The sequence below is a fragment of the Candidatus Polarisedimenticolia bacterium genome, assembly GCA_036004685.1.
Taxonomy (GTDB): Bacteria; Acidobacteriota; Polarisedimenticolia; order Gp22-AA2; family AA152; genus DASYRE01.
In genome coordinates this window covers 1-14,863 of record DASYRE010000014.1, presented here as the reverse complement: position 1 = coordinate 14,863, position 14,863 = coordinate 1, and the positions used below count along the sequence as shown (strand labels likewise).

11 protein-coding genes are annotated in these 14,863 nt (G+C 65.5%); 3 read left to right on the top strand and 8 right to left on the bottom strand.

Translation table 11 applies throughout. From position 1 onward, the window contains the following. Positions 1–17 precede the first annotated feature (17 nt). Positions 18–4,391 (top strand): amino acid adenylation domain-containing protein, encoded by a 4,374-nt coding sequence (locus VGR67_03465; GenBank protein ID HEV8335455.1) that lies wholly within the window; start codon positions 18–20, stop codon positions 4,389–4,391. Between the two features lie 507 nt (positions 4,392–4,898). On the opposite strand, the gene VGR67_03460 is transcribed toward VGR67_03465, so the two are convergent. The 7 genes from VGR67_03460 to VGR67_03430 all read right to left on the bottom strand — a co-directional run bounded on the left by VGR67_03460 (position 4,899) and on the right by VGR67_03430 (position 11,871). Next, positions 4,899–5,249, bottom strand: a complete 351-nt coding sequence (locus VGR67_03460; protein HEV8335454.1) for a hypothetical protein — start codon at positions 5,247–5,249, stop codon at positions 4,899–4,901. Positions 5,250–5,382: 133 nt separating this feature from the next. Then, positions 5,383–7,965, bottom strand: a complete 2,583-nt coding sequence (locus VGR67_03455; GenBank protein HEV8335453.1) for a lantibiotic dehydratase — start codon at positions 7,963–7,965, stop codon at positions 5,383–5,385. Further along, complete coding sequence (locus VGR67_03450; GenBank protein HEV8335452.1) at positions 7,962–8,813, bottom strand: lantibiotic dehydratase C-terminal domain-containing protein; 852 nt, start codon at positions 8,811–8,813, stop codon at positions 7,962–7,964. Before VGR67_03450 ends, VGR67_03455 begins: the two co-directional genes overlap by 4 nt. 209 nt (positions 8,814–9,022) lie before the next feature. Next, positions 9,023–9,181, bottom strand: coding sequence for a hypothetical protein (locus VGR67_03445; GenBank protein ID HEV8335451.1), 159 nt, complete (start codon positions 9,179–9,181; stop codon positions 9,023–9,025). A gap of 540 nt (positions 9,182–9,721) precedes the next feature. After that, positions 9,722–10,429, bottom strand: a complete 708-nt coding sequence (locus VGR67_03440) for a hypothetical protein (GenBank protein ID HEV8335450.1) — start codon at positions 10,427–10,429, stop codon at positions 9,722–9,724. A gap of 320 nt (positions 10,430–10,749) precedes the next feature. After that, positions 10,750–11,232, bottom strand: a complete 483-nt coding sequence (locus VGR67_03435) for an SgcJ/EcaC family oxidoreductase (GenBank protein HEV8335449.1) — start codon at positions 11,230–11,232, stop codon at positions 10,750–10,752. A 168-nt stretch (positions 11,233–11,400) separates the two neighbouring features. Further along, entirely contained in the window at positions 11,401–11,871 is a 471-nt protein-coding gene (locus VGR67_03430) for a PDZ domain-containing protein (protein HEV8335448.1), read from the bottom strand. 450 nt (positions 11,872–12,321) lie between these two features. On the opposite strand from VGR67_03430, the gene VGR67_03425 reads away from it, so the two are divergent. Continuing rightward, a complete protein-coding gene (locus tag VGR67_03425; protein HEV8335447.1) occupies positions 12,322–13,494 on the top strand; it encodes a DUF2914 domain-containing protein in 1,173 nt (390 codons plus the stop codon). Between the two features lie 306 nt (positions 13,495–13,800). Here the strand turns inward: VGR67_03425 and VGR67_03420 are convergent, their stop codons facing one another. After that, positions 13,801–14,049, bottom strand: coding sequence for a CPXCG motif-containing cysteine-rich protein (locus tag VGR67_03420; protein HEV8335446.1), 249 nt, complete (start codon positions 14,047–14,049; stop codon positions 13,801–13,803). Positions 14,050–14,484: 435 nt separating this feature from the next. On the opposite strand from VGR67_03420, the gene VGR67_03415 reads away from it, so the two are divergent. Further along, positions 14,485–14,823 (top strand): helix-turn-helix transcriptional regulator, encoded by a 339-nt coding sequence (locus tag VGR67_03415; protein HEV8335445.1) that lies wholly within the window; start codon positions 14,485–14,487, stop codon positions 14,821–14,823. Positions 14,824–14,863 lie beyond the last annotated feature (40 nt).

The following is a 14,863-nucleotide window of genomic DNA, read 5'->3' as shown; positions in this document are numbered from 1 at the left end:
GCCGGCCGGATCTGGACGTGGCCTACGCGGCTCCGCTCACGCCGCTGCAGCAGCTGCTCGCCGAGATCTGGCAGGAGGTGCTGGGGATCGAGCGCGCCGGACTCGATGACAACTTCTTCGACCTCGGCGGCGATTCCATCCTCGCCACTCGAATCGTTGCCCGCCTGCGGGCGGGAGCGGAAGTGGATCTCTCGGTGAGGGCGGTTTTCGAAGCACCAATCCTCGCCGATCTGGCGGAGCGCTTGGAAGCGGCCCTGGGAGCGGGCCGAGGCGCAGCCGTGCTGCCGATCCACCCCGTTCCCCGGGAGCAGCCTCTGCCCTTGTCCTTCGCGCAGCAGCGGCTCTGGTTCCTCGACCGGCTAGAACCCGGCAACCCCTCTTACAACATTCCGGCCGCGCTGCGGCTGGAAGGGCCGCTGGACGTTCAGGCGCTCCGGCAAGCGCTGGAGGCGATCGTGGAACGGCACGAGTCGCTTCGGACCACCTTCCCCATAGTGGACGGCCTGCCGGTGCAGGTCATCCAGGCGCCGGCACGGAGGACAGGCACGCCGGACGAGAAGTTGGATTCGGGCGACTCTGCGGGAGGGTGGCATGGCCAGGAGATGTCGATCATCGATTTGAGCGCCCTGCCGCACGCGGAGCGGGAAGAGGCGGCGCAACGGCGAGCCGCGGAGGCGGCCTGCGAGCCCTTCGACCTTGCCCGAGGTCCGCTGCGGCGCGCGTCCTTGTTGAAGCTCGGTGAGCAGGATCATGTCCTGCTGCTGAGCTTCCACCATATTGTCTCCGACGGCTGGTCCACCGAGATTTTCCTGCGGGAATTGGCGGCCCTGTACGCTGCCTTCCGGGAAGGCAGGCCCTCGCCTCTGCCCGACCTGCCGATCCAGTATGCCGACTTCGCCGCTTGGCAGAGACAGTGGCTGGTCACGGAGGGACTGGCGTCGCAGATCGCCTACTGGAAGCGCGAGCTTGCCGGCGCTCCACCCCTCGATCTCCCGGTCGACCGGCCTCGTCCCAGGGTGCCCACCTACCGCGGCGCCCGGGAGAAGGTGGCGGTGGATCCGGCCCTCCTCCGGAGGCTGCGAGATCTGGGCCGGAGGCACGGGGCCACCCTGTTCATGACTCTTCTAGCGGCATTCCAGACCCTCCTCCACCGGCACTCCGGCCAGGAAGATCTCAGTATCGGCTTCCCGATCGCGGGCCGCCGGCGTGTAGAGATCGAAGGGCTCATCGGTTTCTTCGCCAACACTCTCGTGATCCGCTGCGACCTGTCGGACGACCCGGGCTTCATCGAGCTGCTGTCAAGGGTACGGCGGAGCACCCTGGACGCTTACGTCCACCAGGACGTGCCGTTCGAGAAGATCGTCGAGGAGATACAGCCGGAGCGGGACCAGAGCCGCCAGCCTCTCTTCCAGGTGATGCTGGTCCTACAGAACACCGCCGCGCCCGCCGCCGGGCTGGCCGGCCTGAGCGCGGAGTTTCTCGAGGTGGGGGCCGGAACCTCGAAGTTCGATCTCACGTTGTCTCTAGCCGACGACGGCCGGCGGCTTGAGGGGATGCTGGAGTACAGTACCGACCTCTTCGACGCGGTGACCATCCGGCGATTGGCGGACCACCTCGATTGCCTGCTAAGGGAAATCGTCGCGGATCCGGCGCGACGGCTCTCGGAATTGCCGCTCGCGACCCAGGAAGAGCAGGAGCACCTGCAGATGCGCTGCAGCGGCGCGGCGTTGGAGGCGTCGCGAGCCACCCAGCGTGGTGAAACCGGCCGCCTGATCCACGAGCGGATCGAAGATCAGGCGAGGCGGCGGCCCGACGCCGTGGCCGTGGCGTTTCGCGACGAGCGGCTAACCTACCGCGAGCTGGACCTGCGCGCCGGGGAGATGGCGCGCCGCCTTCGGGGGCGCATCGCCGGCCCGGCGTCCCTGATCGGACTCTGTGTCGAGCGCTCCCCAGAGATGGTCGTGGGAATCCTGGCCATCCTGAAGGCAGGAGGCGCCTACGTTCCCCTCGATCCGTCCTGGCCTGCGGCGCGGCTCGCTTTCGCTCTGGCCGACACCCAGGCGGCGGTGGTGGTTTCGCAAACGAGCCTTTTGGAACGGCTTCCGAAGTGGGACGGAAGGGTGTTGCTCCTGGATGAGGAGCGACAGCCCGACGCCTGTTCAGGCAGCGGGCTTGGGGCGGAAGCGAAGCCGAGCGAGTCGCGGCTTCGCGGTGCCGGACCCGGCGATCTCGCCTACCTTATATATACCAGTGGATCCAGTGGCCAGCCCAAGGGGGTCGCGGTGACGCATCGCAACCTCCTCTACTCCACCCTGGCCCGGCCGGAATTCTACCGAGAGACGCCCGACGTCTTCCTCCTCCTCCCGTCCTTTGCTTTCGACTCGTCGGTGGCCGGCCTCTTTTGGACTCTCTCGGAAGGGGGCACGCTGGTGCTGCCGGAAAAGGGGTCCGTCTACGATCCCCCGAGGCTCGGGGCCCTGGTCGCCCGACACAGGGTCACACATTGGTTGAGCGTCCCGGCCCTCTATGACGCGCTGCTGGCGCACGCGCTGCCTGGGGATCTCGGCTCCCTCCGCACAGTGATCGTGGCGGGCGAGACCTGCCCGTCGCATCTACCGGAGCGCCACCGCGCGCTCGTGCCCCACGCGCGGCTGTTCAACGAATATGGCCCCACCGAGACCACGGTTTGGTGCACGGCCTTCGAGGCAACCGCGGCCGGTCGCGCCGCCAGCATTCCCATCGGGCGCCCGATCCCGGGCGCGAAGGTCTACGTAGTCGATCGACGCATGCGTCTCGCTCCCGCCGGCGTGCCGGGGGAGATCGGAATAGGAGGCCCCGGCGTGGCCTGCGGGTACTATCGCCGCCCGGACCTCACGAGCGAAAAGTTTGTCCCGGACCCGTTCGATCGGACCCCCGAAGCACGGCTCTACCTCACGGGCGACATGGGACGTTGGCTTCCGGACGGGAGCCTTCAATTCCTGGGACGGCGGGACGGGCAGGTGAAAGTCCGCGGGTTCCGGATCGAGACAGGGGAGATCGAGGCAGCGCTGGCCCGGCACCCGGATGTGGAGGCCGCGGCGGTGGTGGTCCGAAGCAAGGATACTTCGGGAAACCGCCTTGCGGCGTTCATTGTGCCCCGCAACAGGGCTCCTCTGGAGCCGGCGGAGCTGAAGCGCTTCCTCGGCGCGTGCCTACCCGATCCCATGGTGCCGGGGCTCCTCCGCATAGTCGAAGCGCTCCCGCGCACTCCCAGCGGAAAGACGGACCGCAGGTCTCTGGCCTCGATGCCGATCCCCGAAGGGGAATCCGAGACCGGGCGGACGCTTCCTCGCGACGGTGTCGAGCATCGCCTCGCTGCAATCTGGCGCGAGCTTCTCGGCGTGGATCTCATCGGCGTCGAGGACCGCTTCTTCGCGCTCGGAGGCCACTCCTTGCTGGCGGTCGACCTCATAGGCCGCATCGAGAAGGAGCTCGGCCGCAGGCTGCCGCTCGCCGCGCTCTTTCGGGACGACACTCTCGCAGGGCTCGCCTCGATTCTGCGCCGGCCTGAAGAGGCCGAAGCGATCGAACCTCCTTCATTTTCCACGCCGGAGGCGTTCTCCTCGCGGGCCTCCGTCCTCCGACTCCAGTCTTCCGGGAGCGGAACACCCCTCTTCTTTGTGCATCCGGTTGGCGGAATGGGAATCTGTTACGCGACCCTTGCTCATCGGCTCGGGCGAGAGCGCCCCTTCTTCGCACTGGAATCTCCCGGACTCGTGGCAGACCTTCCGGATGGCGTGACCGTGGAGGCGCTCGCCGGCGCGTACTTGGAGAGTATTCGTCGTATCCAGCCCAAGGGCCCGTACCTGCTCGGAGGTTGGTCGTTCGGCGGCGTCGTCGCCTTCGAGATGGCCAGCTGCCTGGCCCGTATAGGGGAGAAGACTGCCCTGCTGGCCCTCGTCGACTCCCGCGCTCCCGATCCTGGGGGCGGGTTCCCACACCTGGACGAAGAGGCCGTCACTTCGATGGTGATGGCCGAGATGGGACAGGCGCAGGTCGAGATCCTGGACCGGTCTCTGCTGAAGCGGATTGAGAGGATCGTTCGAGGCCACGTCCAGGCCCTGCGGTGCTACACGCCGGGCCGGTATCCGGGTAGGGTGTGTCTCTTGCGCGCCACGGGACTCGGAGCCGCACTCGGGGATCCGGCGCACGGATGGCGTGACTTCGCCAAGGCAGGCGTCGATGTGCATGACGTGGCGGCCGACCACTACGATATCGTCCGCGAGCCGGCGGTACGCGTCGTCGCCCAAGTGCTGCGGGGCTGGTGCAGAGCCACGGTCCGGAAGCCGCACGCCGGGGCGCAGGCGGGCCGGAAAGAGCATCGTCCCAACGACGACACGGGAGTGAGTTGAGAACTCGCCCAGCCCCCATCCCATTTCGCGCCTGCCCTGCCCCTGCAACCACCAAGGCAAGGATTAAGCCCAGGATTTAGAATCGGGCGCTGATGACCTGTCTCGTGGCGCGCTCGATCTCGCCGGCGTACAGGAGAGGACTACTTCGATTCATCCGCTCGGCATGGGACGGAGTTGAGCCGAGGGAGGAATCGCGACTGGTCGCAACCTCGCGGGGATGCAAATAAGAATTGCTCCGAAACCTCCGTGCAGGGAGGAGGTCCAATCCATTTCACCTGAGAATTGTCGGCTCCTGAGATAGATTCAGGGCAGGAACAAAAAGCGACCGACCCGTTTCCTCTGGTTACTTACGCCTGGGTTGAATTTGACTTCAACCGCAGCGCAACAACTTATTACACGGGTCGGTCACTGCTTCTAACTACTTCGTCTCCGCCGTATCGGCGAATGAAAGGCACCAAGAATTTGTCCAGAGCACAGCGTTGACTTCGAGGCTCCAGCGAATCGATCTCAATGGCACTTGCAGATGCGGGTGGGGCAGCTGCTGTGAACGCACTTTCCAAGCCCTGGGCCGCACACCACGTCACAATCGGAGTCGACCGAGCACTGAGGTGCCCTCTTGCAGGCGGCCGTCGAAGTGCTAGCCTGCGCGGGCTCTTGAGGCGTCGGAGCGTCGGTCGCCGCGCCCGTCGTGAATTCGCCGGCGGGGCCGCTCGTCTCCGCCCGCGCCATGGTTGCGCTGGACGAGGCCTTTCCTGCCGATTCCCCCGCGAGGCCCTGCTGGACCATGATCGCCAGGCCCGCGGCCGCGACCAGCGTCAAGATTGACAAACGGATCATCCAGACTCGACGGTGATGCATAGAAGCGCCCTCCTGAAATGAAGGATTGGATTCCCGCCACCTTCCATACGCAAATTCTCCCGTTCTGTCAAGCGATCGTATCGCGTCATCGAGGATGCGTAGGCGGAGCTTTCCGGCTGAGACTCTGGCGAGCTCATGCTGAGCTCGAGCCCCCCTCGAGCTGGATCAGAAACTCCGTGGCGTAGCCGCCGCGCTCGTCTCGGACCCAAAGGTGGTCCGGTCCGGGCAGCATCTCGGTCACGAAGAGGACCACCTCGCTCCCGCCGGGGACGCTCGCCAGGGCGCGCCTTAGGAGATCCACGCTGAGGGGGGATTCGAGGTCTACGTAGAACGGCTTGGGCTCGGCCGCCGTGTGCGCGAAGACATGCCGAGGAAGGCCGTGGCGCGCGCGCCAACCTGCCGTCTCGAAAAAGAACTCGGCGTCGGACAGGAGCACTTTGCCGCGGGCGAGAGGCGGGACTTCACCTGCCCGGAACGTCCAACGGGCGCGAAAAAGGACCAGCTTCCCGCAGACGTACCGCGGCCAGCGAGACACCTGGGGAGCGTGGAAGCCGGGAACGTAGCCGACCGTCTGCCAGCCTTGGCGCCCGAGGTGAACCAGCTCGGAGACGATACCGGACGGGCTGACGCCGCTGCTCAGGACGGGGATCACCTCGACCCCTCGCGACACGGAGCGCAGGACGAGCCGGTCCGCGGCCGTGTCGTAGCGAATCACGAGATCGGTGAGCGGGATCGCCTGGACGCCCGGCGAGGTCTTGTCTCCGGGAAGCTCGATCTCGTGCGTGAACAGGACGGGCCGGAGCCCGGCGTTCGCGGTCCGCGCCTCGTGGTTGAAGGTCAGCTCGGCGAGAAGGGTTCCGGGGCGCTCCATTGTGGACCACGCGCGGCGCAGCTCTGCGACGACCGGGTTGTCCGCTCCCGCGCGCCCGCCGCCGAGAAGGTGCGCGAAGCGGGCGAGAGCGAGGCCGATCCCGTTGAACAGCCCGTTGAGTGCCAGTTCGTAGCGGCCCTCGTCCAGGTCGCCGGGGGACCGCGCGGCGATCTGGAACAGGACGCCGGTGGCCCAGCGCGGCTCGGGAAAGTCCCCGACCAGCGAACGCAGGGTTGCCTCGCTCAGCTCCACGGTCGCGCCGGGGGCCGATTCCTCCGCCATCCGCACGAACCACTCCCACGTGCGCCGTTTCGCCGAGAGGGTCTCTGACTCCCCTTCTCCGACCGAGGCCTCGGTCCCCGGGCCGGAGAACTCCGCAGGCCGCACGAGGGGCTCGTCCTTCTCGGCGAAGCCGCCGTACAGCTCGAGAAACTCCACGTCGGTGTCGGCCGGGTGATTCTTCAGGAAGCGGGAGACGAGGCTCCGGTGCTGGAGCGCCTCAGGGTAGTTGCCCGCCAGGAGTCTCACGAAGACGCGCAGCGGCCCGCGAAGGTCCTCGATGATGCGCTCGGGGAGCCGGATCGCCAGCGAGGAGGCCGAGTCCACCCGAAAAAGCTCGTCCGCCTTGAAGGGCCGGTTCCGCGGAAGAGCTCCCACTTCTTTGACAATCCGCTCCATCGCCTCCCGCCGCGCGACCCAGGCGAGGCGCGGGATTTCGTCCACGGCGTCCTCGATCCGCTCGACGCGCTCGATCCAGCCGGCGTGGGCGCCCGCCTGGCGGGCGCTGGCGGCCAGCTCGCGGAGCCTCCGGCGGGAGGAGTAGGGGATCTCGATCTCGGCGATCAGGATCCCGCGCTCGACGAGGGTCCGGTAGAAGGGACGGAGTTCCTCGCTGTCGCGCCCGCCTCGCGCCGCCACGGCGCGGAGCAGCCCGGCAGGGGTATGGATGCCGCCGCGGGCCTCCTCGAGGAACAGACGGAGGACCGGCTGATCCTTGACCCGCGAAAGGATCTCCTCGTCGGTCGGATTCCTCGGCGAAGCGGGCTTCCAGAAGGTCCATGAACCGTCCTTCTCCCGCAGCGTCGGGTTGGGCCGGGGAAGGATGGCGGGCTCGACCGCGGGATCGGCGGCCAGGCAGGCTGACACCTTGCGCGCTTCGGCGAGACTCAGGAGCACGTCCACGTGGGAAATACCCGGGAGGCCCTCGATGGAGGTCGAGCGGCCCTCGAACCGCGCCAGAGCGACCGAGCAGAACAGGCCGTTGGGGCTCGTCTTGGCGGCCATGCGCGTGACGTAGGCCGCCAGCTTGGCGGCGGTGTGCCGTTCATCGTGCGACAAGCGGGAGGGATCGGCCTGGGCCAGCCGGCGGAGCTTCGGAAGGAGGGAGCCGCTCGCCAGATAGATTCCGTGCTCCACGAGAGGGTCGGAGGTGATCCGCAGCAGCTCAAGGCGGCCACGCCCAAGCGCCTCCCCGAAGGAAGCTTCGTAAGTCTCCCGCGCCTTGTCTCGCCGCTCCAGCCACATTTCGTATCGCGCGAGTCGGTCGCGAGCGCCGGCGCCCAGAAGGGCTCGTCCCTGTTCCATGTCGCCGCCCCGCAGCCTGCGGCCGTTGTGCGCGTCCCTCCGGAGGCGCAGCACGGCGAAGCGCCCCTTGGCGCGCTCCGGATCGTCGGTGGATTCGCCTGCCGCGGCATGGAGAAAATCGGCGAGAGAGCGCGCCTCCCCGGACAGCATGCTCTCGGCGCCGAGCAGCGCCTCCAGATCCTGAAGCAAGGGTCCTCCGTGGAGCGCGGCGAGCGAATCGAACGGAAGGCTCGCGATTCGAAGGAGCGCCGTGCGGCTCACGACCCGCCTCCCCATCTTCCCGCCCGGGCGCGCCAGGCGAGGTAGCGGAGGGTCGCCTCCTGCGTCGCGTGAATGCCCAAGCGGTTCGAATGCGCGTGGGCCGCGAAGACGGCGAGGTCCAGAAGACTCCTCTCGAGGCTCGAGGCGGCGTGGGCGGCGAGGATCGAGGTCACCGGCTCGCGCGCGGCGTCGAGGAATCGCAGGGCGATGCCGGATGAGTCAGCGCCTCCCCACGCCTCCGCGTGCGCTTCGTCGGCCTGGCACTCGAGCGTGGATCGCAAGACTTCCTTCTGGGATTCGTACTTCTTCTCCAAGGCGGCGAACACTTCGCCGTCCCAGCGCCCGAGGTCCTGCTCCCACTGGAAGCCACGTCGGTAGAAGGCCAGCCTCGTGGCGCCGGTGAGTCCGAAGAGATCCAGAAGCCTCTCGACGAGGAGGAGGCTGAACTGGGCGCGAGTTCCCGCCCGGGACCCGCGGACTTCGATCTCGATCCTCTCGAGGCATGCCAGGGAGTCCAGGTGGTGAATCCTTTTGAGGTGCTGCCGCTCGCGCACTCCCCCGACCCACTTGTCCTCAGGATCCTCAGCGACGAACGCGGAACCCTCCACCGCGTCCACGACCCGGCGCAGGAGAAGAGGGCGCGCCTCCTTCTCGACCCAGGCCGGCGCGCCCAAGAGAAGGAAGCGGATGCCCCAATCGGGCTTGTTGAACCTTTCGAAGTACGCCGCATCGAGCTGGGACGAGGAGGCGAACTCGCGCAGGAGGGGCGCAATCGTCTCGCGCAGGATCGCGTCCTGCCGATCCTTTGGCGCGGGGATGGAAAGGATCAGCGCTGGGTGCGAATTCAAGGGTCGCTCGTCGCGCCGGAAGCGCGGGGGGGGAGGCAAGAAGGGAGAGCCAAGCAAAAGGCGCCGGTTCTCAGAGGGACCGCGCGACCTCCTGGAGGCGCGTGGAGGAGGACGAACCGACGCTCAGCAGGCATCTCGATGGCGGGACGGCGTCCGGCGCTGAGAGAAGCGTTTTGCGTCTCTCGGCGCCGGACGCGCGAGATGAGACGTTAGAAGCTGCGAGCGGTCGTCGTGGGCGCGATGCACATGCAGGTGCAATGCCTGGAGGTGGTGGACGACGTGCACGTTCCCCCGGCCTTCTCGCGCTTCTCGATCTCCTCGATCTCCAAGTCGAGCGGGAGAGGGGTCTCTTCTTTCTTCTCGTTCATGTTGATCTCCTTTATTCGGGGGGCTCGAACCCTGGGCCGGACGATCCGGCCCAAGTCACGCCAACCGCAACCTACCCCCGACTCGCGCTGGAGTCAAATGACGCATTCCGACCGTTCCCGACCTGTTCTCCGGTTGCACCACGTGAGTCACTGTCCGACAGTCACCCGAATGGTCCGTATTCATGGGAAACCACGAAAAACTGGGCGCGGGTGTAAGTTTTCCGCTTGAGCGCCGACTAATCAGACGGATCGAGAGGGTATGAAGCAGGAAGGACGCGGATCAAGAATTCTTGGAGCTCTTGAATCGACACCAGCTCTTCCTCCGGCGGGCGTGCCGGATGTACGCCGACAGTCCGGAGGACGCGAGGACCTTTTTCAGGAAACCGTCTATCAGCTTTGGAGAAGCACCGCGTGGCGCTCAATACCGCGATCAGCGCGCTGCGCAGGACGCGGAGCGCAGCCAGGCTAGAGGAGGAGCTGGTTGCGAGGGCATGTATAGTGATGTTCGTATGGCGCTTGAAAACGCGACCAGGCGGGAAATCAGGGAGTTTGCACCCATCGGGCGAACAGCGGGCTGGCGGGGATCCACTCGGCCTGAACCGATTGCTCCGTTCGTGTGAACGTCAGCACCAGGCTATCCGCCAGATAGACCTGCCCGGTCTTCTCGAGGTAACACGAGGGGCGAAAGATCAGCCCCGGGAGCTGGTCGCTGAACAACAGGACTCCGTACACCCCGACCGGGCTGGCGGTGGCGGTTACCGCCGGCGGTGTTGGCGAGGGGCTCGCCGGCGCGCCATCGCGCAAGGTGCGCACGACGTCGTCAATCAGCGCCGGATCGGTCGTCTCTTTGTTGGCCGCAGGCCCCTCCGGCATCGCCAGTCGCATTCTCTGGAACACGGCGCGCCGCCAGTCGAACGCCGGATGCTTGATGTTCCGGAACACCTCATAGGCGGGCATCTCGGAGCCGACGTCCACCGCCAGATAAGCCGATGGATCCTGGCCGGCGATCGCGCAGATTTTACCGTTGCCGTATTGACTGCGGCCGACGACCTTTTTCGGATCGGTTTCGCTCAGCTGCAGCGACTGTTCCTCGAAGTCGTTCACATACGACGCGCCCGCTGTCGAGACCGTGCTCCGCCGGTGCCCGGGATGGCTCGAATCGGTCTGCTCGAAGGTGTAGACGGGCAGCGAAGGATCCATCGACGGTATGCCGCAGGCCGTGCTCAGACAGCACAGCAGGATCGCCATCACCCGCGGGCTAGGACCTACACGGTTCATCGTGGTCCTCGACACCTCTTCTCGTCCTGGCGGCCTTCGCGTCGGAGCAGCAGGATACACCAACTCGAGGATCGCAAAACGGGATCACTCCTGAACGACTCGGGCGCGGCATAGGAGGTTTTGCTGGGAAGCTGCGGACCTGCCTGGATCAGACCGCCAATGCGACGAAGCTTTTAGGATATCGCTCGTGAGCTCTCCGTCAGGCTCCTTCTAACCGGAGACGGGCGCGCCCACGCGCGCCCGGGTTCAGGAGATGGCCTCCTTCAGCTGATTTCGAGAATGGCGGCCGGTCACTTTGGTTCTGGAAGACCGTTCCAGATGTCACGATGCAGCTTCCATGAACCCGCAGCTCGCTTCCACACCACCACGTACTTGGCGTTGGCCGTAGTCGGCTCCCTGCCGGTGGATTGGATCGTCAGAGAAGCGGTCCCGACCTCATAAGCAAGATCACCGCTTCTGCCAACGTCGAGCGTCGTCAGCGTTGCGCTGGTGACCCCGCCATCCCGTGTCGCTTTCCAAAACTCCCCGATTGCGTCACGACCCTTGATCATTTCCTTGTCTGGCGGGAACACGATGGCATCGACCGTGTACATCTCCGCGAGGGCTGCCGCGTCGCCGCGCTCGAACGCCCGGGTGAAGGCGACATTCACCTTTTCAATGGCTGCCTTTGCTTCCTGGGTTCGGTCGGCGGCCCTCGTGATACCTGCCGCACCGATGGCTCCCACTATCGCCATGACCGCCAGCAATCCGAGGAATCCGCGCATCTTGGTCATGCAGTCCCTCCTTTCCGCTCATCGCTTGGTTCAAGACCCTGGATTCGACCGCCTCTCATGCTCAGGGGGGTGAAGTCACCAACGTATGCCGGACCCGCTTCATTGAGCAATACACGAACGGCCGGGGAAAACTCTCCCGGCCGTCTCGCGGATCCTTGCGCGTCTCGGCTACTTTCGCGCGACTTGGTGCTCCTCCTTCTGGTGCTTTTCGATCATCGCGGCCAGCGCATCGTCGGGGATCTTCGTGAGGCCGGCCTGCAGCGTGACGTTCTGGCCGTTCCGGCTGACCTCGTAGGTCACGGTGTCCCCGATCTTCATCCCCTCCTTCAGGGCCTTCAGCTTTTCTTCATTGCCCGAGGGGAGGGCCACGCCGTTGATCGAGACGATCCGATCGCCCACCTGGAACCCTGCCTTCTCCGCGGGTCCTCCCGGAGCGATCTTCGTCACCGTCAACGTCCCGTCCTCGTTGTGGTCCTTCTCGACGCCGAGCCAGCCGTGGGTCTTGAAGTAGGTCGTCATCTCCTTGGCGCAATCCTCCGCCTTCATCGTGCAGCCGTGTCCGCCGGCCAGGGCGAGGCTTCCGATGAACGCGGCAAAGCACGCCACGGTCAGGAGGCCGATCCAGTGGTTTCTCCGCATGAGCACCTCCGGGGGGGAAGATGGATTCGGCAGCGCGTTACCGGCCGCCGTCCAGGTTGTTGAGAAACTGTTGGCGCCGGAAGTATAGACTTGGACTTGCAGCGAGACAAGAGGCGAACCCGGGAGCCCTGCGCATCCTTCCCAGTCCACGCTGCTCAAGACCCTGTGATTCAAACATTTCCTATCGGACCCTGAAATCCAGCTTATCCTTCCGTTGCGCCACGTTCTAGGGCCTCAGCGCTCCTTCCAGCTTGGGATCGTGTTCCGCCGTCATGCCGGCCTTCCATGCGGCTGAAGAGGTACCGGCTCGTCCGTCAACCTGGATCCGGGGTGATTCCGGCATTAAATTGTGGCCCGTAGGGGCCGATTACCGGACGACGCGCCCCGGGCCCAGCCGTTCCCGGCGCCGGAGCCGGCGGCAGATGTCGTCCGCGGAGAGGCGGCCCCCCGATGGCGATAATCAAATCGAGACTGAACGAGCGCTACCAGCGGCTGCAGTCTTTCCGCGAGCGGCACGCCAAGGCGGAGATCGCCCTCTTCTTCGCCGCCGGCTTCCTCTTCGACATCCTCACGCTCTCCCGCATCGATGACCTCTTCACGCTCGTCCAGCAGGGGCTGTATCTCGTCGTGCTGGCATGGCTGATGCTTCTGGATGAGCGCTACCGGGCGGGAGTCGCCTCTCCACCGCCCATGCTGGAGAAGGCGTGGCGCTTCTCCGAGGACGTCATCCACTTTCTCTTCGGCAGTCTGTTGAGCTCATTCACGCTCTTCTATCTCAAGAGCACCTCCGAGATATCGTCCCTCCTCTTCCTGTCGTTCATTTGCGCCCTGCTCGTCGCCAACGAGCTGCCCGGTTTTCGCAAGCGCGGACCGATCATCCGTTTCGCGCTGCTCAGCCTCTGCGCAACCTCCTATTGCGCCCTGCTCCTGCCGATCCTTTCGGGCTTCCTCAGCAAGTGGCTGTTCGTGGCGTCGGTGGCCCTCTCCTGCGCGGCCGGCACCTGGCTGGTGCGACTGCTGATCCGCTGGACCGGTGACTCGAGATCGGTGTTGCGGAGAGTGGCGGCCCCCGCTGTCGGAATGCAGGCGCTCCTAGTCGTGGCCTACTTCGCGGGAGCCATCCCGCCCGTCCCGCTGTCGGTACAGTACATCGGCATCTACCACGAGATCGTCCCGCCGGGCCGCGCGGCCGAGGCCGCACCGTCACAGGCGGCGACCCTCGCCGGACGCGCACCGGCGGGCAGGACCTACCAGCTCAAGCATCTGCGCCCGTGGTGGAAGGTGTGGCACCACGGCGACCAGGACTTCGCGGCCCGGCCGGGTGACCTCGTTTACTGTTTCGCGCGCATCTTCGCGCCCAACAGGTTCCGAGACGTCGTCTTCATGCACTGGTGGCTCGAGGGGCCGAACGGCAAGTGGCTGGAACAGGGGCGGACGCCGCTCACCGTCACCGGCGGCCGGGGCGAGGGCTTTCGCGCCTTTGCGACCAAGAAGAACTACCGGCCCGGCCGGTGGCGCGTGGAAATCGAGCTCGAAGACGGCCGCGACATGGGAGTGATCCATTTCAATCTGAGGGACGATCCCTCGGCCGGGGAGCGAACCTTCGCCGTCGATCGCTTGTGATCCCGGCCCGACCCGAACGCCTCAGTCCCGGACGCGCGCGACCGCCCGGCTATCCCGCCCACAACCTCGGCGAGTCAAATACTCTCGTCCCGCTGCCCGTTCCCGTGAACCGATTCCCCGATCTGGCGGTTGATATCGCCGTTCTTCGGTCGTCGGCTCATGCCGGATCATCGATTCTTTTGCATGCCTCTCATCTTGGCCATAGTAGGTACACTCGGCCAAGACGACATTTACCGGGGCAGGACTCTCACGTGCCGAATCAACAAGAAGTGGGGGGTAAGGTCCGTAGATTTTGTTGCTGGCAGGTCACTGCGCCTGTTCGACCCGCACCTCGGCAGCCCCAGTCTCGCCGTAGCTCACCCGAACGCGCCAAGGCCGGCAGCAGACTTGGCAATCTTCCACGTACTCCTGCGTCGTACCGCCGCCCGGATCCAGGCCTAACAAGACTCTTTCGCCGCAGTAGGGACAAGCGACCTCGGCCTCGGTGTCGAAGACGAAATCGGTTGAGAGAGCGCCAGGATCGACATTCCGGATATCGTCGTCTTCGTTTTTCATTGGAGTGAAAACCCTCCGGCCTTCCCGGTCGGTGAAGTCCAGGTTCCTACGACGGCCTCAGCCGATTATAGATTCCTAACTGCACTTTGGCCCACCTCCTGGTTCGCGCAGGTCATCCACCTTATTTGGCGTCGAAGTCTCAGCCGCGCAGATGAATCCGTTCGTGCTGCAGTCCCAGAACGACTCTCACCCCATCGTGCCGGGCCCGGCCCAGGGATCGGCCTAGACTTGGCGTAGCAGGGCCGATCTTTTTTCTCCTCCTTGTTGGCATCCTTCTGCGCATGCGAGCTCCTGGAGCTGGAGATCGCGCTGGCGCTGTCGGCTCCACTGCAGCATGGTTGTCCAACCAACTACCTGCCGACCTGCTTCCCTCAATCGAGGTTCTTTGCCTGAGGCTTGACATACATAGAACCACAATGTATATTACTTCTACGTATGGACGTGAATAAGGACCTAGTTGCTGCTTCCGCCACGCCGCTCGTGCTCGCCATCCTTGCCGAAGGCGACAGTTACGGCTACGCCATCATCAAGCGAGTGGCCGAGTTGTCAGGCGGGCGCCTACAGTGGACCGACGGCATGCTTTATCCCGTGCTGCACCGGCTTGAGCGCCAAGGTTATGTCGCGGCGAAGTGGTCCGCGGCCGAGAATGGCCGCAGGCGCAAGTACTACCGGATCACGAAAGAAGGCCGGGCGCAGCTCGCAGCCCAGCGCCAGCAGTGGAAGGCCGTGGACGGTACCCTGCGGGGTATCTGGATGAAGGCGCGCACGGCATGACGACCTTCACCGATCAACCGCTCGAGGAGCAAATCGCGCA

Excerpts from the sequence above, each read along its gene's own strand:
- VGR67_03460 (HEV8335454.1), bottom strand. The coding sequence starts at position 5,249 with ATGCATCACCGTCGAGTCTGGATGATCCGTTTGTCAATCTTGACGCTG.
- VGR67_03445 (HEV8335451.1), bottom strand. The coding sequence starts at position 9,181 with ATGAACGAGAAGAAAGAAGAGACCCCTCTCCCGCTCGACTTGGAGATC.
- VGR67_03440 (HEV8335450.1), bottom strand. The coding sequence starts at position 10,429 with ATGGCGATCCTGCTGTGCTGTCTGAGCACGGCCTGCGGCATACCGTCG.
- VGR67_03435 (HEV8335449.1), bottom strand. The coding sequence starts at position 11,232 with ATGACCAAGATGCGCGGATTCCTCGGATTGCTGGCGGTCATGGCGATA.
- VGR67_03430 (HEV8335448.1), bottom strand. The coding sequence starts at position 11,871 with ATGCGGAGAAACCACTGGATCGGCCTCCTGACCGTGGCGTGCTTTGCC.
- VGR67_03425 (HEV8335447.1), top strand. The coding sequence starts at position 12,322 with ATGGCGATAATCAAATCGAGACTGAACGAGCGCTACCAGCGGCTGCAG.
- VGR67_03420 (HEV8335446.1), bottom strand. The coding sequence starts at position 14,049 with ATGAAAAACGAAGACGACGATATCCGGAATGTCGATCCTGGCGCTCTC.
- VGR67_03415 (HEV8335445.1), top strand. The coding sequence starts at position 14,485 with ATGGACGTGAATAAGGACCTAGTTGCTGCTTCCGCCACGCCGCTCGTG.